Raw genomic sequence first — 20,385 nt, forward strand, 5'->3', positions numbered from 1 at the left:
CCTGCCTCACCATTTGATGCTGAGGCCGAGATTGCCCTCGAATATCTCGGTCTCCTCGCCATCGATATCTGTGGTGTAGTCCGCTGTCGCGAAGAGACTGAGTTTCTCGTTGAGCTTGGCCACGATGCCGCCACCGAATTCGAGCGAGGTTCCGCCGAACTCGGTGATGATGGGATCGCCGTCGAAAAGGACCGTCTGATCGGCAGAGAAATTGTGCCAGAGATTGGCCTTCAGATAGGGCTGGATCACGCCGGCACTGGTCGGGTAATTGCCTTGCAGCCTGAAGCCGAGGCGGCCGGTGACAGCATCGTCCGTATCGAAGGAGATCGAGGAGAAGCTGTCAGCAGTATCGTCCAGCGAAAGGTGCTGCCAGATGATCTGGCCTTGTGGTTCGAGCGTCCATCGATCGGTCAAGGCGATCGGATAGCCGCCTTCGAGCGAGGCGGTGACGCCGGTGCCGCCGATATCGATGCTCTCGCCAGAATTCGATGATGCGTCCCCGTTGAACCAGGTCCCCATCAACACGGCATCGACATACCAGCCCTGCGGCCCGATATGGGTCCAGTAGCCGCCGAAGCTGGTGCCGCCGAGATCGATGTCGCCGACGGCGAGATCGTTCCAGCCAAGCGCCTGGCCCTTGACGTCGCCATCTATGTTGGCATGGCCGATGAAGAAGCCGAAGCGGTCGAAATGGCCATTGTCGGTTTCGCGGCCAAACAGATCCTGTCCGGCCTGGAAACCGAAGAGGTTGCCATCGAAGCTCGGCGCGACCGTGCCGCTCCACCCCATCTCGGTGCTCTGGCCGAAGATCCGGCCCCATGTCGCCGGCAGATAACCGCCGCCGTGAAGAAGTATCTGCTCGCCACGACGCTCATGGAAGGTGCCAAGCGTCGACAGCGCGAGATGATGCGCGATCGGAGGCACGACGGCATAGGTCGGCACTTCTATGCGATAGAGCGGAACCTCATCCGCAATCACCGGCGTCGCGCCGGGTGTGGGCGGCGTGGCCGTTGGCCCCGGGACAGGCGCCGGGGTTGTGGGCGGCGCGGGAGGCGGTGGCGGCGGCTCGGCTGGCTCGGCCGGCGGCGGTGCAGGCGGCGGCTCCGGTTCGGGATCGCTCACATCGACCGGAGGCGTCGGATCGGTAGGCTCCGTCGTCCCGTCTCCCTCGGACGGCAGCGGAGTGTCCGGCAATTCGGACGCCGGCGGAGGAGGAACGATCTCGGGCTCTTCCGCTTGGGGTGGCGGCGCCTGCGGTTCTACCGGATCTGGAGCGGGCGCCGGTTCCGGCGGCGGACCAGCCGGAGGCGTGACGAGGGTGGAGCGGAGATACCAATTGTCTTCGGTATTTGCCGAGACGCCACCCTTGAACAGGAAATATTCATAGGCTCCGGCGGCGACGCGGCTGTTGAGCGCGAACGCGCCGCTGTCGGTGGTGCCGTTGTTGATCGCTTCAACGACCATGATGCCGTCCTGCGTGGTGGTGTCGCCGGTGCCGCCGGAATTTATGATGTTCATACCAGTGGTCCCGGAAGCCGTTCCGCCGTCGATCACCAACTTGTCGGAGGCCGAGGTGTCGTCGCCAAGCACCGTGTTCAGGAAGAGCTGGCCGCCCTCGCCGGTATAATTGCCGGCGATGGTGAATGTGTCGGTCGCGCCGTCGCCACCATTGGTGAGGTCGATGCGACCGGCATTGACGACATCAGCGAACTGCCCGGCGGTGAAGGCCGCGACCCCCCCATTCGCCTCGCCGCCGAAGATGGTGCTGCTGGCATCGACCGTGAGCGATCCCGTGTTCGTTCCAGCATCGCCGAGCGTCAGCGTTTGGTCGAAGATGAGCTGGCTGTCATTGGTGAGATCGATCGTTTCCCAACTGTCGAACCGGGCAACGTCACCCGTCTTTATGTTGTCGAAAGTGAGAGCGTCGATGCCGACGCCGCCTGTGATCTGCGGTGTTGCACCGATATTGGCGTCGGTGAGATTGCTGAGCGAAGCCGTATCTGCGTCCCCGCCCAGGTCGATCGCACCGTAAATGATGCCGCCACCGTCCCAGGTGAAAGTATCGGTGCCGACGCTCATGCGTATTTCACCACCGACCGTGCCGCCGGTCACCGTCACGCTGTCAGTTCCGCCGCTGACGCTGATATTGCCGCCGATCGTGCCGTTCGACAGGATGATCGTGTCGTTGCCGAATCCGGTTACGAGATTCTTGTCGATAGTGCCGCCGGACATGTCAAAGACATTGTCGTCGAGCTTCATGTTGACGCGGCCGATGCGGCCGCCCGTCATCACCGCATGGTCGCCATCGTCGAAGAAATCGACGATACGGCCTTCCGACATCGTGAACGTGTCGAGGCCGTCGCCCTGGTTGAGCGAGCCGATCTGGCCGCCGCTCATGTTGAAATCGTCGATGCCGGAGCCCTGTTGGACATTGCGGGTGACGGTGCCGCCGCCGATGACGAAGGAATCGGATCCGTCGCCTTGGTTGACCGCACCGGCGATGGTGCCGGACTGCATTTCAATACGGTCGGTCCCGGCGCCGAAGGTGACGCTCCCGCTCACCTGCCCGGTGCCGCCGGCGGGAAAGGTCAGCGTGTTGTTGCCGGCAATATCGGTGAGGCTGCCGCCCGAATCACCGCTGTCGCAAGTGAAAATGTCGTTTCCGGCAGACGGGACCAGCACGCAGGCGGCGAAGGCCGCAGAATTGGGCAAGAACGCCAGCGACGTAGTTGCAAAAAGACTAATGAACCGCGCACGCGAATAAAATGACTTTCGCCGCAGCAAAGCAACCGTCGCGTCGACGCGCTCTGAACAGCCGCCCGGCAGCTTGGTTTGTTGGTGCCGCATTGCGTCCCCTCCCGATTCGATATTTCAAGCCCCCGCCCGATGTCGCAATGAAGCCACAATCCGCTCGGTTTTACAAAGACTAATCTGTGGCTCATGGTTGATAAACTGCAAAGGCGCTCGGATAGGCATGGAACGATTAGTCCAGGTTTCTCGTTGGCGCGCCTGCCGCGGATGCTCTAAGATTGGCTGAAACCTCCGGAATTGTGTCGTCATCGACGGGTAAGACATGGCAGTCAGGGACGCATTCGGCCTGACATTTTCGGGCGCAACCGACACCGGGTTCTCGTCCTACAGCCAGGCTGTCCGCGAGCTGCAATGCTTCGTCTGCGATCCGGTCGGCTCGGTCGACCGCGCCATCGCCGAAGATCCCGGATTCGTCATGGCCCATGTGTTCAAAGGCTATCTCTTCGGCCTCGCCACCGAGCGCGACGCGACGGCCGTGGCCAGGACATGCCATGAGGCGGCGCTGCAGCTTGCCGCGACGACGCGCGAGCGGGCGCATGTCGCAGCGCTCGGCCATCTTGCCGCCGGGCGCTGGCATGAAGCCGCCCGCATCCTTGAAGACCTCGCTATCGAGTTCCCTCTCGATGCCCTGGCGTTGCAGACCGGGCACCAGATCGATTTCTTCACCGGCAACGCCCGCATGCTGCGCGACCGCATCGGCCGCGCGCTGCCATCCTGGCAAACCGGCATGCCGGGCTACCACGCGATACTCGGCATGCAGGCCTTTGGGCTGGAGGAAATGGGCGACTATGCACGCGCCGAAAGGCTTGGCCGTATGGCAGTCGACATCGAGCCCCGCGACGGCTGGGCGCAGCACGCCGTCGCCCATGTCATGGAGATGCAGAGCCGCCAGAAGGACGGCATCGCATGGATGCGCGCCAACCCGGAAGCGTGGACACAAGAGAGCTTCCTGCAAGTGCATAATTGGTGGCATCTGGCGCTGTTCCACTATGATCTCGGCGAGACGGACGAGGTGCTGGCGCTCTATGACGGGCCGATCTATGGCGAGCGATCGACGCTGGCGCTCAACATGGTCGATGCCTCGGCGATCCTGTGGCGGCTGCATCTCGGCGGCGTCGACGTAGGTGACCGCTGGGCGGCGCTCGCCGCCAACTGGGCGAAGACCGGCGGCGGCAACTACGCCTTCAACGATGCCCACGCGACGATGGCCTTCGTCGGCGCCGGCCAAGAAGCGCCGCTTCGCACGTTGCTTGAGGCGCAGCGCGAGGCCATGCGCGGCAATGACGACAACGCCGTCTTCACCCGGGACGTCGGCCATCCCTTGACGCTCGCCATCAAAGCGTTCGGCGACGGCAATTATGCCGAGACGGTACGCCTGATCCGGCCAATCCGGGCGATCGCCTACCGCTTCGGCGGCAGCCACGCGCAACGCGACGTCATCGACCTGACGCTGATCGAGGCGGCGCTGCGTTCCGGCGACCATGCGTTGACAAGGGCGCTTGCCGGGGAACGCGCGCTGGCGCGGCCGGGCAGTCCGCTGTCGGCACTGTTCTCGCGGCGGGCGGCCGATTTGTCGGAGAATTGACCGGAGGCGGATCTTGTCTTAAAAACTGCCAAGTCAGATTTTTTCGAGATCCGAAAAAATTAATGGCATTGGGAGGACACCATGTATCTCGGCCTCGATCTGGGCACGTCGGGCGTCAAGGCGCTTTTGATCGATGCCGGGCAGACCGTCATCGGCTCCGGCCATGCTTCACTCGACGTCTCGCGGCCGCACCCCGGCTGGTCGGAGCAGCGCCCCGCCGACTGGATCCGCGCCTGCGGGGAAGCGATCGCCGAGCTCAAGGCCTCCCATCCAGGGGAACTCGCCGCCGTCAAAGGCATCGGCCTGTCCGGTCAGATGCACGGCGCCACCTTGCTCGATGCCGGCGACAAGGTGCTGCGCCCCTGCATCCTGTGGAACGACACGCGCAGCCATGCCGAGGCGGCCAAGCTCGACGCCGATCCGCGCTTTCGCAAGCTCACCGGCAACATCGTCTTCCCCGGTTTCACCGCGCCGAAGCTGGTCTGGGTGAAAAACAACGAGCCTAATATTTTCGCCAAGGTGGCAAAGGTCCTGCTGCCAAAAGATTTCCTGCGGCTCTGGCTCTCCGGCGAGCACATTTCGGAAATGTCTGACTCGGCCGGCACGTCCTGGCTCGACGTCGGCAAGCGAGGCTGGTCATCCGATCTGCTCGCTGCCACGTCGCTCGACGAAAAGCAGATGCCGTCGCTGGTCGAGGGCACCGAGAAGGCCGGCGGCTTGCGCAGCGAACTGGCCTCGAAATGGGGAATGCAGGCCGGCATCCCGATCGCCGGCGGCGCCGGCGACAATGCGGCCTCGGCTTGTGGCATGGGCACGGTCGGAGCAGGCCAGGCCTTCGTCTCGCTCGGCACGTCAGGCGTGCTGTTCGCCGCCAACGCGTCCTATCTGCCCAACCCGGAAAGTGCGGTGCATACGTTCTGCCATGCGCTGCCCGACACTTGGCACCAGATGGGCGTCATTTTGTCGGCAACCGATTCGCTTAACTGGCTGTCGGAGATATCAGGGAAAGGGCCCGGCGAGCTGACCGCCGAACTTGGCGATACGCTGAAGGCTCCGTCCGGCGTATCCTTCCTGCCTTATCTCTCAGGCGAGCGCACGCCCCATAACGACTCGGCCATTCGCGGCGCGTTTACCGGGCTTGCGCATGAAACCAGCCGCACCGTGTTGACCCAGGCCGTGCTGGAAGGCGTGGCTTTCGCCTTCCGCGACAGTCTCGAAGCCCTGACCAAGGCCGGCACGACGCTGACGCGGGTGACGGCGATCGGCGGCGGCTCGCGCTCCCTCTATTGGTTGAAGGCAATCGCCACCGCGCTCGGTCTGCCCGTCGACATTCCCGCCGACGGCGATTTCGGCGCTGCCTTCGGGGCGGCCCGGCTCGGCCTGATCGCGGCGACGGGCGCCGATCCGCTCAGAGTGTGCACGGCGCCGGCCACCGATGCCACCATCGAACCGGTCGCCGCACTAAGCGACGCCTATGCGGATGCCTATCAGCGCTACCGGTCACTCTACCCGGCGATCAGTGCTGTAACTGCGTGAGCCGGCGCTTACCCCCCTCTGGCCTGCCGGCCATCTCCCCCTCAAGGGGGGAGATCGGCAGCGTCGACGGCTATGCCAGTCTTGCGAGATCGGTGATTGGCGAAGGCGGAAAAGCCAGCCGATCTCCCCCCTTGAGGGGGAGATGCCCGGCAGGGCAGAGGGGGGTGCTTGGCACCAACTTTGCCGAGATGGCCTCACTGTGCCGGAACCTTATCGAGAAAGCCGGTGACGCTTTTCAGGCGGCCATTCTCGATGACGCCGATGTCGGTGCCTTCGATGACGGAGTCAGCGCCTTCCGGCCCGAGATTCCACGAGAAGCGGATCGTGTCGCCAAATCCGTCCGGCTTGCCCTTCAGCGAAAACCGAAAGCCGGCAAAACGCTGCTGAACGCCGTCGATCAGTGCGGCGACGCCAGCATGGCCGTCGCCCTGCATGATCGGATCGCGATAGCTGACGTCCTCGGTGAAGGCCGCCTTGAGCAAGGCAGTCCTGCGAGCGGCGTCGCTCTCATTCCAGGCGGTGATGTAGTTCTGGGCGATCGTGTTGAGGTCGGTCATGGTCTGTCTCCGTTGTTGAGTGGCTTTGACATGACCCTTTTCATCCAGCGCCAACGTGAAACCAATTACGCCTGAGGTAATCAGGACGGAAACATGCGAGAGGACAGACAATCATGACCAGCGGCTTTTTCGGTGACATCAAGACGATCAAATATGAGGGGCCGGATTCGACCAATCCGCTGGCCTACCGGTTCTACAATCCCGATGAAGTCGTTGCCGGCAAGCGGCTGGAGGATCATCTGCGCTTTGCGGTGGCCTACTGGCATTCCTTCGCCTGGCCGGGCGGCGATCCGTTCGGCGGCCAAACGTTCGAGCGGCCATGGTTTGCCAAGGCCGGCGGCACCGACACGATGGAACTGGCCAAACTCAAGGCGGACGTCGCTTTCGAGATGTTTTCGCTGCTGGGTGCGCCTTACTTCTGCTTCCACGATGCCGATGTGCGGCCGGAAGGAAAAGACTTTTCCGAAAGTGCCGCGCGGCTCGACGAGATCGCCGATTACTTTGCGACGAAGATGAAGCAGACCGGCGTCAAGCTGCTTTGGGGGACAGCGAACCTGTTCTCCAATCGCCGTTTCATGTCGGGGGCGGCCACCAATCCCGATCCGGATGTGTTTGCCTACGCGGCAGCGACGGTGAAACACTGCATCGACGTCACCAAGCGGCTGAAAGGCGAGAACTACGTGCTGTGGGGCGGCCGCGAGGGCTATGAGACGCTGCTCAACACCGATCTTGCCCGCGAGCAGGAACAGGCTGGTCGCTTCCTCAACCTGGTCGTCGACTACAAGCACAGGATTGGCTTCAAGGGCACCATCCTGATCGAGCCGAAGCCGCAGGAGCCGACAAAACACCAGTACGACTATGACGTCGCCACGGTCTACGGTTTCCTGAAACGCTTCGGACTTGAGAAGGAGGTCAAGCTCAATATCGAGCAGGGCCATGCGATCCTGGCCGGCCATTCCTTCGAGCATGAACTGGCGCTGGCCAATGCGCTCGGCATCTTCGGCTCGATCGACATGAACCGCAACGACTACCAGTCGGGCTGGGACACCGACCAGTTCCCCAACAATGTGCCGGAGATGGCGCTGGCCTATTATCATGTCCTGCAGGCCGGCGGATTCAAGACCGGCGGCACCAATTTCGACGCCAAGCTCAGGCGTCAGTCGCTCGATCCGCAGGATCTTTTGATCGCGCATATCGGCGGCATGGATTGCTGCGCACGCGGCCTCAAGGCCGCCGCGCGCATGGTCGAGGACAAGGCGCTGTCGGGACCACTGGCCGAACGCTATGCCGGCTGGAACTCCGCCGAGGCCAAGGCGATGCTTTCGGGCAAGCGCACGCTGGAGGAAATCGCCGAGCGTGTCGTCAAGAAGAAGATCGAGCCGCAGCCCAAATCCGGCCGCCAGGAACTGCTCGAAAATATCGTCAATCGGTACGTCTGAGGTGTCGCACCGGCGGGTCTTTTGACCGGCCCGCCGGCCCGGAACAGCTTTGCGCGAAGGCGGAACCGACGACAAGGTTTTGCCTCGCACGCCCCTCAATCGCCTCGCTCTTGCCTTCAAACAGCCGTCACGAATCTCGTATAGTGTTGTTGGTGGCGGGAACAGAAAGAAGGAGGCGAAACGATATGCAGCACGAACGCGAAATCGACGCCCTGCTCTCATCTGGCGAGGCTGGATCGATCATCGACCGGCTGATGGCGCTGCCGCACCCCAAGCATGGTGCGCGCAGTGCAAACGAATGGGATCGCGCGGTCGCCAGCCGCTTCGAGATCCATCTAGCGAGACAGATGCGCTCGCAAATCGACGGCAAAAGCGACCGCCAGGACGCTGCCTAATCCACCTTTGTCTATGCATGTCGTTACCCCCAAAACCGCTACACACTTTTGGGCGACATGCATTATCCCCGACGCAGCCTCACCGGCGCTTCGCCGAAAGCTCTTGAAAACGCCCTGGAAAATGCCGCGGCGGACGAGAATCCTGTCCGCCCGGCAATATCGGCCATGGCCACGCGCGTGTCGACCACCAGCCGGCGCGCGGCGCCCAGCCGCAGCCTGAGATAATAGGCGCCTGGCGTCTCGCCGATCGATTTGCGAAAAATGCTTTCCAGCGTTCGGGCGGTCACCCCAGCGCGCTTTGCCAACGCGGCAATGGTCAGCGGCTGGTCGACATGGGCTTCCATCAGCCGGATGGCTTGCGCCAGCCTGGGATCGTAGCCATCGAGGCGGCCGAGCGAGACCAGCGGTTGGGCATCGGTCGCCGCCCGCGCCTGGTCGTAGATGAAGACGCTCGCCACATCGAGCGCGACGGCCATGCCGAGCCGCGTGCGGATCAGGTGCAGCATCAGGTCGAAGGTCGGCGAGGCGCCGCCGGAGGTGAAGACCGGCCCGTCGATGACGTAGCGGTCGGGGCGCACATCGGTGCCGGGAAAGGCCGAGGAGAAATCCTCCATATCCTCCCAATGGGTGGTGGCGCTGCGCCCCTCCAGCAGGCCGGCGCGGGCAACCAGCCAGGTGCCGGCCTCGACGCCACCGCAGGCGCGCGCCGCGCGGGCCGCACGCCGCAGGCCAGCAAGCAAGGCAGCGGTTGCGTAGTTCTGTGTGCCGAAACCGGCAACGACGACAAGCATGTCGGTGGTCTCAGTCGCATCGAAGCGACCGCTGACCGCAACCGGCAGGCCACATGTGGTGATCGGCGCCTCGCCGGTTACCGAAACCAGCCTGAAATCGAATAGTGTTTCGCCGGCAATACGGTTGGCGGCGCGCAACGGATCGACGGCCGATGCCACGCACATGATCGACGAGCCGGAAAACACCAGCAGCGTCACCTTGAGCGGCGAGCGCTCGGCGCGAAAGATCGACGGTTTTTCGTTTTTCGTCACACGACCTTCGTAAAACGCAAAACAGTTTCCGGCAAGTCAGGCATTGTTGCCATCTGTTCGATCGGACCCATGTTTGATGGGCGACATTTAATCGGAGCCGTCCGTGCTGATTGGGAGGAAAGTCGATGCCGCTTGCGATGAACCGTGAGGTTTTCATTACCTGTGCCGTAACCGGGTCCGGCAGCTCGCAGGACCGCTCTCAGCATGTGCCGCGTTCGCCCAAGCAGATCGCCGATTCGGCCATCGATGCGGCAAAGGCGGGTGCGGCGATCGTCCACTGCCATGTGCGCGATCCCGAGACCGGCAAACCCAGGCGCGACGTGCACCTCTACCGCGAGGTGACCGAGCGCATCCGCGCGGCAGACGTCGACGTGGTGCTGAACCTGACCGCCGGCATGGGCGGCGACATGGTGTTCGGCTCGCCGGAAAACCCGCTGCCGCTGAACGAAAAAGGCACCGATATGGGTGGCGCCACCAACCGCGTGGAACATGTGCGCCAGTGCCTGCCGGAAATCTGCACGCTCGATTGCGGCACCATGAATTTCGCCGAAGCCGACTATGTCATGACCAACACGCCCGGCATGCTGCGCGCCATGGGCGGCATGATGACGGCACTCGGCGTCAAGCCGGAGATCGAGGCCTTCGACACCGGCCATCTGTGGTTCGCCAAGCAACTGGTCGAAGAAAAGGTGCTGGATCCGGATGCTCTCGTGCAATTGTGCATGGGCGTGCCGTGGGGCGCGCCGGATGATCTCAACACCTTCATGGCCATGGTCAACAACGTGCCGTCGAGTTGGACCTGGTCGGCGTTTTCCATCGGCCGCAACCAGATGGCCTATGCTGCCGCCGCGGTGCTGGCCGGCGGCAATGTCCGGGTCGGGCTCGAGGACAATCTCTGGCTCGACAAGGGCGTGCTCGCCACCAACGCGCAGCTGGTCGAGCGGGCGGTCAGCATCGTGTCGAACATGGGCGCTAGGGTCATCGGCCCGGATGAAGTGCGCAAGAAGCTCAATCTGACGAAGCGCGCGCCGCTTTGAACAGGGAATCGGTAGGGAGGAGCCGCCGATGAAGACCGTGAAATTTACCGCCATGAAGGACGGCGACAGCGAAGATTACGCATTCCTCACCGAGCATGAGATCGACTATGCGGCGAAGACCGGCGAGCGGCTGCTCGACGCGCTTGTCCAGCTCGACGAAGGCCTGTCCGGCTATAAGATCACCCGGCTCGGCCATTCGCTGCAGGCGGCGACGCGCGCCTGGCGCGATGGCGCCGACACGGACTGGATTGCCTGCGCGCTGTTGCACGACATCGGCGACATCTACGCACCCTACAATCACGACGAATATGCAGCTTCGATCCTAAAACCGTTCGTGCGCGAGCAATGCACATGGGTGGTGGAAAAGCACGGCGACTTCCAGCGCCTCTATTACGCGCATCATCTCGGCGGCAATCCCCATGCGCGCGACCGTTTCGCCGGCCATCACTATTTCGACGATTGCGACCAGTTCTGCGAGCGCTGGGACCAGTCGAGCTTCGACCCGGACTATGACACGCTGCCGATCGATTTCTTCCGGCCCTTCGTGCTCGAAGTGTTCGCGCGCAAAGCCTATGACGCGTCGGTGATCCGCGCCGGCGAGCGCGTGCCTCTGATCAACCCCAAAAAAGCCAGCAAAAGAACCGGAGCCTCCGCATGAGCATCATCACCAAGGCAGCCGCCGTCGGCGGCGGCGTCATCGGCGCCGGCTGGGTGGCGCGGCTGCTGCTCAACGGCATCGACGTGGCGATCTTCGACCCCGACCCGGAAGCCGCGCGCAAGGTCGGTGAGGTGATGAAAGGCGCGCGCCGCGCCTACAAGCAGATGCTGCCCGGCGGCCTGCCCAAGGAAGGCAAACTGACCTTTGCCAAGACGATCGCCGATGCCGTCGCCGATGCCGATTTCATCCAGGAAAGCGTGCCCGAAAGGCTAGACCTGAAGCACCGCGTGCTGGCCGAGATCGACCTTTATGCGCCGGCCAACGCCATCGTCGGCTCGTCCACCTCGGGCATCAAGCCGACCGACATGCAGGTGGCGATGAAGAAGCATCCGGAGCGGCTGGTCGTCGGTCATCCGTTCAACCCGGTCTACCTTTTGCCGCTGGTCGAGATCGTCGGCGGCCAACAGACCTTTCCCGAGGCGATCGAGGTTGCCAAGGAGATGTACGCCTCGATCGGCATGAAGCCGGTGGTGATCCGCAAGGAGATCGAGGCGTTCGTCGGCGACCGGCTGCTGGAGGCAGCATGGCGCGAGGCGCTGTGGCTGATCAAGGACGGCATCTGCACGGTCGAGGAACTCGACGACATTATGCGCTATGGCTTCGGCCTGCGCTGGGCGCAGATGGGCATGTTCCAGGTCTATCGCGTCGCCGGCGGCGAGGCCGGCATGCGCCACTTCATGGCGCAGTTCGGGCCGTGCCTGAAATGGCCGTGGACCAAGCTGATGGATGTGCCGGAGTTCAACGACGAACTGGTCGACCTGATCGCCACCCAGTCGGACGACCAGGCGCATGGGCTGTCGATCCGCGAGCTGGAAAAGATCCGCGACGACAATCTGGTCGCGATCATGGATGCGCTGTCGAAACAGAACAAAGGCAAGGGCTGGGGCGCCGGCGCCTTGCACAAGGACTATACCAAGCAGCTCGCCAAGCTTGCGGCGACGAAGCCCACCGCCTCCAAGACGGCCGAGAAGGCCAAGGCGAGCAAGCCGGTGAAGGCCAAAGCTGAAAAGCCGAAGAAAAAGAAGAAAGGCTGAAGACCATGGATTTCGGTCTTTCCGAGGAACAGAAGCTCATCGTCGAGACCACACGCGCCTTCGTCGAGAACGAGCTTTACCCGCATGAGCGCGAGGTCGAGCGCACCGGCGTGCTGCGCCGCGAGCTCATCGAGGAGATCAAGGCCAAGGCGATCGAAGCCGGGCTCTATGCCGCCAACATGCCAACGGAAGTCGGCGGCGCCGGGCTCGATAGGGTGACCTGGCTGCTCTACGAAAAGGAGCTTGGCCGTGCCAATTATGCGCTGCACTGGACCTGCGTGGCGCGGCCTTCCAACATCCTTCTGGCCGGCACGCCGGAGCAGCGCGAAAAATATCTGTTTCCCTGCATTCGCGGCGAGAAATGGGATTGCCTGGCGATGACCGAGCCGGGCGCCGGCTCCGACCTGCGCGGCATGAAGGCGACCGCCGTGCAGGACGGTGACGACTGGGTGCTGAACGGCACCAAGCATTTCATCAGCCATGCCGATCTTGCCGACTTCGCCATTGTCTTCATGGCCTCGGGAGAGGAAGAAACTTCGCGTGGAAAACGCAAGAAGATCACCGCCTTCTTCGTCGACAAGGGCACCAAGGGTTTTACGGTGCGCGACGGCTACCGCAACGTGTCGCATCGCGGCTACACCAATGCCATCCTCGAATTCGACGATTGCCGGCTGCCAGCGAGCCAGGTTCTGGGCGAGGTTCACAAGGGTTTCGACGTCGCCAATTCATGGCTTGGCGCAACGCGCCTGCAGGTCGGCGCCACCTGTCTCGGCCGTGCCGAGCGGGCGCTTGGCCATGCCATCGAGTACGCCGCGCAGCGCCAGCAATTCGGCCAGCAGATCGGCAAGTTCCAGGGTGTGTCGTTCAAGCTCGCCGACATGGCGACCGAATTGAAGGCTGCCGATTTGATGGTGTTCGAAGCCGGCTGGAAGTACGATCAGGGCACCATCACCGACCAGGACATGGCCATGGCCAAGCTGAAGGCCACCGAAATGCTCGCCTTCGTCGCCGATGAGGCGATCCAGATCCATGGCGGCATGGGTCTGATGGACGATCTGCCGCTGGAGCGCATCTGGCGCGACGCCCGCGTCGAGCGCATCTGGGAAGGCACGTCGGAAATCCAGCGCCACATTATTTCGCGGGCGCTGCTGCGCCCGTTTGGGGGCTGAACAGCGCAATGTTCGCATTCCTTCCCACCCCCCTCTGTCCTGCCGGACATCTCCCCCGCAAGGGGGGAGATTCGCTCCGATCTCTGACTTCGCCAATAGCTACCGTTGCAAATGTGGCGCGGCTGGCAAAGCTGCCAATCTCCCCCCTTGCGGGGGAGATGCCCAGCAGGGCAGAGGGGGGTGTTCATGCACAAACTTGAGCGCCTTTTGCGCCCGCGAACAATTGCCGTGTTCGGCGGCGCACAGGCGGCTGCGGTCGTCGCACAATCGATCAAGATGGGCTTTGCCGGCGAGATCTGGCCGGTTCACCCGACCAAGGAGGAAGTCGCCGGCCGCAGGGCCTATCGCTCCGTGGCCGAGCTGCCGGGCGCGCCCGATGCAGCCTTTGTCGGCGTCAACCGGCATTTGACCATCGAGGTGGTCAAAGCACTGGCCGAACGCGGCGCCGGCGGCGCCGTCTGCTTTGCCGCCGGCTTTCTCGAGACCGAGGCCTATGACGAGGACGGCGAACGGCTGCAGGCCGAACTGGTCGCGGCCGCAGGCCGGATGCCGATCATCGGGCCGAACTGCTATGGCTTGATCAATTATGCCGACGGCGCGCTTCTGTGGCCCGACCAGCATGGCGGCATCAGGCTGGCCGAGGGCGGCCGTGGCGTTGCCATCATCACCCAGTCGTCCAACATCGCCATCAACATGACGATGCAGAAGCGCGGCCTGCCGATCGCCTTTCTGATGACCGCCGGCAACCAGGCGCAGACCGGGCTTTCCGAGATGGCGCTCGGCCTGATCGAGGACGACCGCGTCACGTCGCTCGGGCTGCATATCGAGGCGTTCGATTCGGTAGCCGGCTTTGAAAGATTGGCGGCGCGGGCGCGGGAGTTGAAGAAGCCTATTATCGCCATGAAGGTCGGCCGCTCCGAGCAGGCGCGGCAGGCGACGGTGTCGCACACTGCTTCGCTTGCCGGCTCCGACGCCGCCTCGGGCGCCTTCCTGAAGCGGCTCGGCATCGCCCGCGTCGATTCCATCCCGGCCTTCATCGAGGCGCTGAAACTGCTGCATGTCACCGGACCCCTGCCCGGCTACCGGCTGTCGTCGATGAGCTGTTCGGGCGGCGAAGCCTCTGTGATGGCCGACAGCGCCGAAGGCCGCTGGGTCAATTTCCCTGTTCTCACCGACACGCACCGTGTCCATGTAAAATCGACGCTCGGGCCGCTGGTTGCGGTGGCCAACCCGCTCGACTATCACACCTTCATCTGGAACAACGAGCCGGCGATGACCGCCACCTTCACCGCCATGGTGTCGGGCGGCTTCGATCTCAACATGCTTGTGCTCGATTTTCCCCGTCCCGACCGCTGCTCGGACACCGACTGGTGGGCGACGCTGCGCGCCTTCGAATCGGCGCTGAAGACCAACAAGGCGCAGGGTGCGATCGTCTCGTCGCTGCCGGAGAACCTGCCCGAGGAATACACCGCCGGGCTGATGGCTCGCGGCATGGTGCCGCTGTTCGGCATTTCCGAAGCCATGGACGCCGCCCAGGCGGCCGCCTTTATCGGCTGGGCGTGGCGCCAGCCGCAGGCGCGGCCGATCGACACGTCTGCTTCCGGGGCGCCGGCCGGCGACCATGTCACACCTGATGATGCCGAGGCGAAGGCGCGGCTGATCGAGGCCGGGCTTCCCGTGCCCAAGGGCGAGCGCGCCGGCAACGCGGTCGAGGCGGTGATCTCGTCGATGGCGCTCGGCTTTCCGGTGGCGCTGAAGGCATTGGGCGTCACCCACAAATCCGAGCTTGGCGCGGTGCGGCTCAACCTCAGGGATGCCGAATCCGTCAGCACCGCCGCTCATGATCTCGAACCGCTCGGCACCGGCCTCTATGTCGAGCGCATGGTGCGCGACGGCGTCGCCGAGCTGCTCGTCGGCTTCACCCGCGACCCGATGTTCGGCGCGGTGATGACGCTGGGCACGGGTGGCGTGCTGGTCGAGCTGTTGCGCGATAGCGTCACGCTGATGCTGCCGGCGACACGCGACGACATCGAGGCGGCGTTGCGCGGGCTCAAATTGTTCCCGCTGCTCGAAGGTTACCGCGGCCGGCCCAAGGCCGATGTCGCGGCTGCTATTGATGCGATTTCGGGCATTGCCGCCTTCGTGCAGCAGAGTGCCGGCGAGATCGAGGAGCTCGACATCAACCCGCTGATCGTCTGCGCGCAAGGCAAGGGCGCCTGGATCGCCGACGCGCTGCTGGTGCTGGGAGAGGAAAAGAATGTCTGACGTCATCACCACCCGCCGCGAGGGCACGATCCTCGAAGTCACGCTCGACCGGCCCAAGGCCAATGCCATCGACCTGAAAACCTCGCGGCTGATGGGCGAGACCTTCAAGGCGTTCCGCGACGATCCGGATCTGCGGGTCGCCATCGTCAGGACCGCCGGCGACAAGTTCTTCTGCGCCGGCTGGGACCTGAAGGCCGCGGCCGGCGGCGATGCGGTCGACGGCGACTATGGCGTCGGCGGGTTTGGCGGGTTGCAGGAACTGCGCGACCTTAACAAGCCGGTCATCGCCTGCGTCAACGGAATGGCGGTCGGCGGCGGCTTCGAGCTGGCGCTGTCCTGCGACCTCATCTACGCGTCGGATCATTCCTCTTTCGCGCTGCCCGAAATCCGCGCCGGCACCCTTGCCGATGCAGCGACGATCAAGCTGCCGAAGCGCATCCCCTATCATGTGGCCATGGATCTTTTGCTCACCGGCCGCTGGATGGATGTCGCCGAAGCGCATAGCTGGGGCCTGGTCAACGAAGTGCTGCCAAAGGACAGGCTCGAGGAGCGCGTCTGGGAGGTCGCACGGCTGCTGGCCGGCGGCCCGCCGCTGGTCTTCGCCGCGATCAAGGAGACGGCGCGGATCGCCGAGGCGCTCACCTTCCAGGATGCGATGAACAAGGTAACGCGCCGCCAGTTGCCGACGGTTGACGCGCTGTACGGCTCGGAGGACAATCTCGAGGGTTTTCGCGCTTTTGCCGAAAAACGCGAGCCGGTGTGGAAGGGACGATAACATCGGAGATGATGGCGCGAGGCACCCCCCTCTGCCCTGCCGGGCATCTCCCCCTCAAGGGGGGAGATTGGATGTCGCTAAGGCTTTCGCCAATCTTCTATGTCGCAGGAAAAGCACCGAACCCGAAGCTGCCAATCTCCCCCCTTGAGGGGGAGATGCCCGGCAGGGCAGAGGGGGGTGCCTGGGCTCGACCTTTGCAGTCGGCACAGACGCCATGACCGACTACAAAACCCTCATCGACACCGAGACATGGGCCTTCATCGAGCGGACCAATTCCTACTATCCGCCTGATACGATCGACTTCACGATCGATCAGCAGCGCGCCATCTACGACCGCATGTGCCGCGAGTTCTTTGCCGGCTACCCAGACAATGTCACGGCGGAGACCACCGCCATTGCCACGCGGTCGCATCCCATCCCGATCCGCATCTACCGGACGCCGGCGCCGGAAGCGGCGGCGATGGTGCTTTACTTCCATGGCGGCGGTTTTATCCTCGGCGGGCTCGACAGCCATGACGATCTTTGCGCCGAGCTTTGCGCCCGCACCGGCTATGAGGTGGTTTCGGTCGACTACCGGCTGGCCCCGGAACATCTTCACCCGGCCGCTTTCGACGATGCCATCAGCGCCTTCGAATGGGCGGCGACGGCCTACAAGCGCCCGATCCTGCTTTGCGGTGACAGCGCCGGCGGCAATCTCGCCGCTGCGGTCAGCCACGCAACACGCGGCCATGCGCGAAGGCCGATCGGCCAGGTGCTGATCTATCCCGGTCTCGGTGGCGACCGCTCGCAAGGCTCTTACGTGACCCATGCGGAGGCGCCGATGCTGACGGTGCGCGACCTCGATTTCTACACGAATATCCGGACCGGCGGCGAGGACCGCACCGGCGATCTCACTCTGTCGCCGCTGGCCGATGCCGATTTCGCCAATCTGCCGCCGACGGTGGTGATCACCGCGCAATGCGACCCGCTGTCGTCAGACGGCGAGGCCTATCGCGACCGCATCGTCGCGGCGGAGGGATACGCCTACTGGTTGGAGGAGCCGGGTCTGGTGCATGGCTATCTCAGGGCCCGGCACACGGTCGGCCGCGCGCGTTCGAGCTTTACCCGCATCGTTGATGCGGTGTCGGTTCTGGGACGCGGCGAATGGGTCTGGTGAAGGACAGCGATCTCAGGGCTCACGCTGCTCCACGCCCGGCCGCCCGGCCGGCGCTGCGACCCGAAAAAATACAACCGCCGAGAAACGTGCCCTCCAGCGCCGCGTAACCGTGCATGCCGCCGCCGCCGAAACCGGCGGCTTCACCCACCGCGTACAATCCCTCGACCGGCTGGCCATTGGCACCCAGAACGCGGCTGTCTAGATCGGTCTGTAAGCCGCCGAGCGTCTTGCGGGTCAATATGTTGAGCCGGACCGCGATCAGCGGGCCATTGGCGGGATCAAGCATCTTGTGCGGCCTGGCCGTGCGGATCAGCCGGTCGCCGAGATAGGCGCGGGCGCCGCGCAAGGCGGTGATCTGCATGTCTTTGCAGAACGGATTGTCGAGCTGCCGGTCGCGGGCGCGGATCTCGCGCTCGACCTGCGCCAGCTCAAGCAGCGGCTCGCCGCCGACAAGTGCGTTCATGCGGGCGACCAGCGCCGGCAAATCAGGCTCGACGATGAAATCCTCGCCCTTCTCCATGAACGCCTTCACTGGACCGGGAACGCCTGATGTGGCGCGGCCGAGTACCTGTCGCCAGCTTTTTCCGGTGAGGTCGGGGTTCTGCTCGGAGCCCGACAGCGCGAACTCCTTCTGGATGATTTTTCGGGTCAGGATGAACCAGGAATGGTCGAAGCCGGTGCCCATGATGTGGCTGAGCGTGCCCAGCGTGTCGAAGCCGGGATAGAGCGGCACCGGCAGCCGCTTGCCGCGGGCGTCGAGCCATAGCGACGACGGGCCGGGCAGGATGCGGATGGCGTGGTCGGTCCAGAGCGGCGCCCAATTCCTGATGCCCTCGACATAGTGCCACATGCGGTCGCGGTTGATGATGCTGCCGCCGGCCGCCTCGGTGATCGCCAGCATGCGGCCGTCGACATAGTCGGGAACGCCGGAGATCATGCGCCTGGGCGGCGTGCCCAGCCGCTGCGGCCAGTTTTTCCGAACAAGCTCGGGATTGCCGCCGATACCGCCGGAGGCAACGATGACCGCTTGCGCCTTCAACTCGAAATCGCCTGACATGTCACGCGAACTCTTGCGGCCGCGCTCGATATCGCTCGGCATCAGGATATCGCCGCGCACGCCGTCGACCACGCCGCCCGTCCTTGTCAGTTCGTTGACGCGGTGGCGGAATTTGAAGCGGACCAGTCCGCGCTTCTCGGCCTCGCGCACGCGCTGAACGAACGCATCGAGCACGCCGGGCCCGGTGCCCCAGGTAACGTGGAAGCGCGGCACCGAATTGCCGTGGCCGACGGCGTTGCCGCCGCCGCGCTCGGCCCATCCGACCACGGGAAAGAACTTTATGCCGCGCTGCATGAGCCAGGAGCGCTTTTCGCCGGCGGCGAAGCCGACATAGGCTTCGGCCCAGCGTCGCGGCCAGAGATCTTCCGGGCGGTCGAAGGCGGCGGTGCCCAGCCAGTCCTCGAGCGCCAGATCATAGGAATCGCGGATGCGCATGCGCCGCTGTTCGGGCGAATCGACGAGGAAGATGCCGCCGAGTGACCAGAATGCTTGGCCGCCGAGCGACTGTTCCGGCTCCTGGTCGACGATGATGGTCTTCTTGCCGGCCTCAGTCAGCTCGGCCGCGGCGACAAGGCCGGCAAGGCCGGCGCCGACAATGATCACATCGGCATCGTCAGCCATTCTCTCCTCCCCGGCTTGACGAATTGTCAGACCGTCTCCCAGCCTTCCTTCTCGCCGGCGCGGAAGATGGCGTCGATCACCTTCTGGTTGAGCACGGACTCTTCCAGCGTGAAGACGCGCTCCTTGCCGCCCTGCGCCGCCCGCGCGAAGGCCTCGACCTCCAGCCGGTATTGCTGCATGCCGGGGAAGCGGAACACTTGCGCCTCGCTGTGGTTCTGGTTGTGCAGCTCGATGCGATGATGGTCGTAGATGCCGGCGTTGAACGGCGAAAGCACTTCGATGAAGCCCTTCTCGCCGTGGAACACCATCACCTGCCGTGCCGCCATCTGCGTCGACAGATAGAACGACAGTTCGAAGTCGCCGAAATCGGTGCGGATCGAGGAGTAGATGTCGGTGCCGAATGTCTTGTCGCGCTCGATCGTCGCCTGGACGCGCAGCGGCTCCTTGCCCGTCGAAAAGCGCGTCGACACCGTCGGGTAGACGCCGATGTCGGGCAGCGCGCCACCGCCGAGGTCGAGCTGGTTACGCATGTTCTTGGGATCGACATTGTAGTAGGAGAACGCGCCCTGGACATGGCGCAGCCGGCCGATGGCGCCGTTGGCGATCAGCTCGCGTACCTTGATCCATTGCGGGTGGTAGACGACCATAAAGGCTTCGCAGACCAGCACGTTTTTGGCATCGCGCAGCTTGATCAGCGGCGGAATGTCCTTGGCATCGAGCGCTAGCGGCTTTTCGACCAAAACGTGCTTGCCGGCTTCGATCGCCTTGGCGGTCCATTCGACATGCTGCGCGGTCGGCAGCGGGATGTAGACGCCGTCGACATCCTTGGATGCGAGCAACTCGTCATAGGAACCGAACGCATGGGGGGCGCCGAAACGATCGGCCAGGGCACGGGCCTTCGACAGGTCGCGGCTGGCGATCGCCGACAGCACGCCGTTCTCCGCCTCGACCATTGCGGGCAAAAGATGCTCGCGGCCGATCTTGGCCGTCGACAAAACACCCCATCGGAACATCAGGTTTCTCCCTCTCGATTGCAGGAATGGAGGTTTGCCCGAATTCAGGAGAAAAGCCAATGCGGAGCGTGGCGGTGAAGTGCGGCCCCCCCGCAGCTTGGGTTCCTCGCCCCCGCAAAGCGGGGGAGAGGTGGCCCGGCGCAGCCGGGACGGAGAGGGGGACGACGGTCGCGG

At 64.0% G+C, this 20,385-nt stretch carries 16 protein-coding genes; 11 read left to right on the plus strand and 5 right to left on the minus strand.

Translation table 11 applies throughout. The features are described 5' to 3' along the window. Window positions 1–6: 6 nt before the first annotated feature. Window positions 7–2,847: an autotransporter family protein gene (locus AC0L26_RS12700; protein ID WP_473632835.1), complete on the minus strand. Its 2,841-nt coding sequence runs from the start codon at window positions 2,845–2,847 to the stop codon at window positions 7–9. A 226-nt stretch (window positions 2,848–3,073) separates the two neighbouring features. Between AC0L26_RS12700 and AC0L26_RS12705 the strand changes: the two genes are divergently transcribed. Then, window positions 3,074–4,396 carry a tetratricopeptide repeat protein gene (locus AC0L26_RS12705; RefSeq protein ID WP_473632836.1) on the plus strand — a complete coding sequence of 441 codons (1,323 nt, stop codon included), beginning with the start codon at window positions 3,074–3,076 and terminating at the stop codon, window positions 4,394–4,396. 81 nt (window positions 4,397–4,477) lie between these two features. Next, a complete protein-coding gene (gene xylB, locus AC0L26_RS12710) occupies window positions 4,478–5,932 on the plus strand; it encodes a xylulokinase (protein WP_473632837.1) in 1,455 nt (484 codons plus the stop codon). A 194-nt stretch (window positions 5,933–6,126) separates the two neighbouring features. Here the strand turns inward: xylB and AC0L26_RS12715 are convergent, their stop codons facing one another. Then, the gene (locus AC0L26_RS12715; protein ID WP_473632838.1) at window positions 6,127–6,489 is read right to left on the minus strand and encodes a nuclear transport factor 2 family protein; all 363 of its coding nucleotides are present in this window, start codon (window positions 6,487–6,489) and stop codon (window positions 6,127–6,129) included. A gap of 113 nt (window positions 6,490–6,602) precedes the next feature. On the opposite strand from AC0L26_RS12715, the gene xylA reads away from it, so the two are divergent. Continuing rightward, complete coding sequence (gene xylA / locus AC0L26_RS12720) at window positions 6,603–7,928, plus strand: xylose isomerase (protein WP_473632839.1); 1,326 nt, start codon at window positions 6,603–6,605, stop codon at window positions 7,926–7,928. A 185-nt stretch (window positions 7,929–8,113) separates the two neighbouring features. After that, on the plus strand, window positions 8,114–8,323 hold the full coding sequence (locus AC0L26_RS12725; protein ID WP_473632840.1) for a hypothetical protein: 210 nt from the start codon (window positions 8,114–8,116) through the stop codon (window positions 8,321–8,323). Window positions 8,324–8,385: 62 nt separating this feature from the next. On the opposite strand, the gene AC0L26_RS12730 is transcribed toward AC0L26_RS12725, so the two are convergent. Next, window positions 8,386–9,366 carry a GlxA family transcriptional regulator gene (locus AC0L26_RS12730; protein WP_473632841.1) on the minus strand — a complete coding sequence of 327 codons (981 nt, stop codon included), beginning with the start codon at window positions 9,364–9,366 and terminating at the stop codon, window positions 8,386–8,388. Window positions 9,367–9,491: 125 nt separating this feature from the next. On the opposite strand from AC0L26_RS12730, the gene bcoG reads away from it, so the two are divergent. The 7 genes from bcoG to AC0L26_RS12765 all read left to right on the plus strand — a co-directional run bounded on the left by bcoG (window position 9,492) and on the right by AC0L26_RS12765 (window position 17,520). Continuing rightward, the gene (bcoG, locus tag AC0L26_RS12735) at window positions 9,492–10,403 is read left to right on the plus strand and encodes a 3-dehydrocarnitine:acetyl-CoA trimethylamine transferase BcoG (RefSeq protein WP_473632842.1); all 912 of its coding nucleotides are present in this window, start codon (window positions 9,492–9,494) and stop codon (window positions 10,401–10,403) included. 28 nt (window positions 10,404–10,431) lie between these two features. Beyond that, a complete protein-coding gene (locus AC0L26_RS12740; RefSeq protein ID WP_473632843.1) occupies window positions 10,432–11,061 on the plus strand; it encodes an HD domain-containing protein in 630 nt (209 codons plus the stop codon). Beyond that, window positions 11,058–12,155 (plus strand): carnitine 3-dehydrogenase, encoded by a 1,098-nt coding sequence (locus AC0L26_RS12745; protein WP_473632844.1) that lies wholly within the window; start codon window positions 11,058–11,060, stop codon window positions 12,153–12,155. The genes AC0L26_RS12740 and AC0L26_RS12745 overlap by 4 nt, the downstream gene beginning before the upstream one ends. 5 nt (window positions 12,156–12,160) lie before the next feature. Continuing rightward, a complete protein-coding gene (locus AC0L26_RS12750) occupies window positions 12,161–13,324 on the plus strand; it encodes an acyl-CoA dehydrogenase family protein (RefSeq protein WP_473632846.1) in 1,164 nt (387 codons plus the stop codon). Window positions 13,325–13,510: 186 nt separating this feature from the next. After that, entirely contained in the window at window positions 13,511–15,589 is a 2,079-nt protein-coding gene (locus tag AC0L26_RS12755) for an acetate--CoA ligase family protein (protein WP_473632847.1), read from the plus strand. After that, entirely contained in the window at window positions 15,582–16,364 is a 783-nt protein-coding gene (locus AC0L26_RS12760; RefSeq protein ID WP_473632848.1) for a carnitinyl-CoA dehydratase, read from the plus strand. The genes AC0L26_RS12755 and AC0L26_RS12760 overlap by 8 nt, the downstream gene beginning before the upstream one ends. Before the next feature lie 214 nt (window positions 16,365–16,578). Further along, complete coding sequence (locus AC0L26_RS12765; RefSeq protein ID WP_473632849.1) at window positions 16,579–17,520, plus strand: alpha/beta hydrolase; 942 nt, start codon at window positions 16,579–16,581, stop codon at window positions 17,518–17,520. Window positions 17,521–17,539: 19 nt separating this feature from the next. On the opposite strand, the gene AC0L26_RS12770 is transcribed toward AC0L26_RS12765, so the two are convergent. Together AC0L26_RS12770 and AC0L26_RS12775 are read right to left on the minus strand one after the other, a co-directional pair. After that, window positions 17,540–19,198, minus strand: a complete 1,659-nt coding sequence (locus tag AC0L26_RS12770; protein WP_473632850.1) for an FAD-binding dehydrogenase — start codon at window positions 19,196–19,198, stop codon at window positions 17,540–17,542. Between the two features lie 26 nt (window positions 19,199–19,224). Then, window positions 19,225–20,211, minus strand: a complete 987-nt coding sequence (locus AC0L26_RS12775) for a Gfo/Idh/MocA family protein (protein ID WP_473632851.1) — start codon at window positions 20,209–20,211, stop codon at window positions 19,225–19,227. Window positions 20,212–20,385: the final 174 nt, after the last annotated feature.

The organism is Mesorhizobium sp. WSM4823, assembly GCF_055811195.1.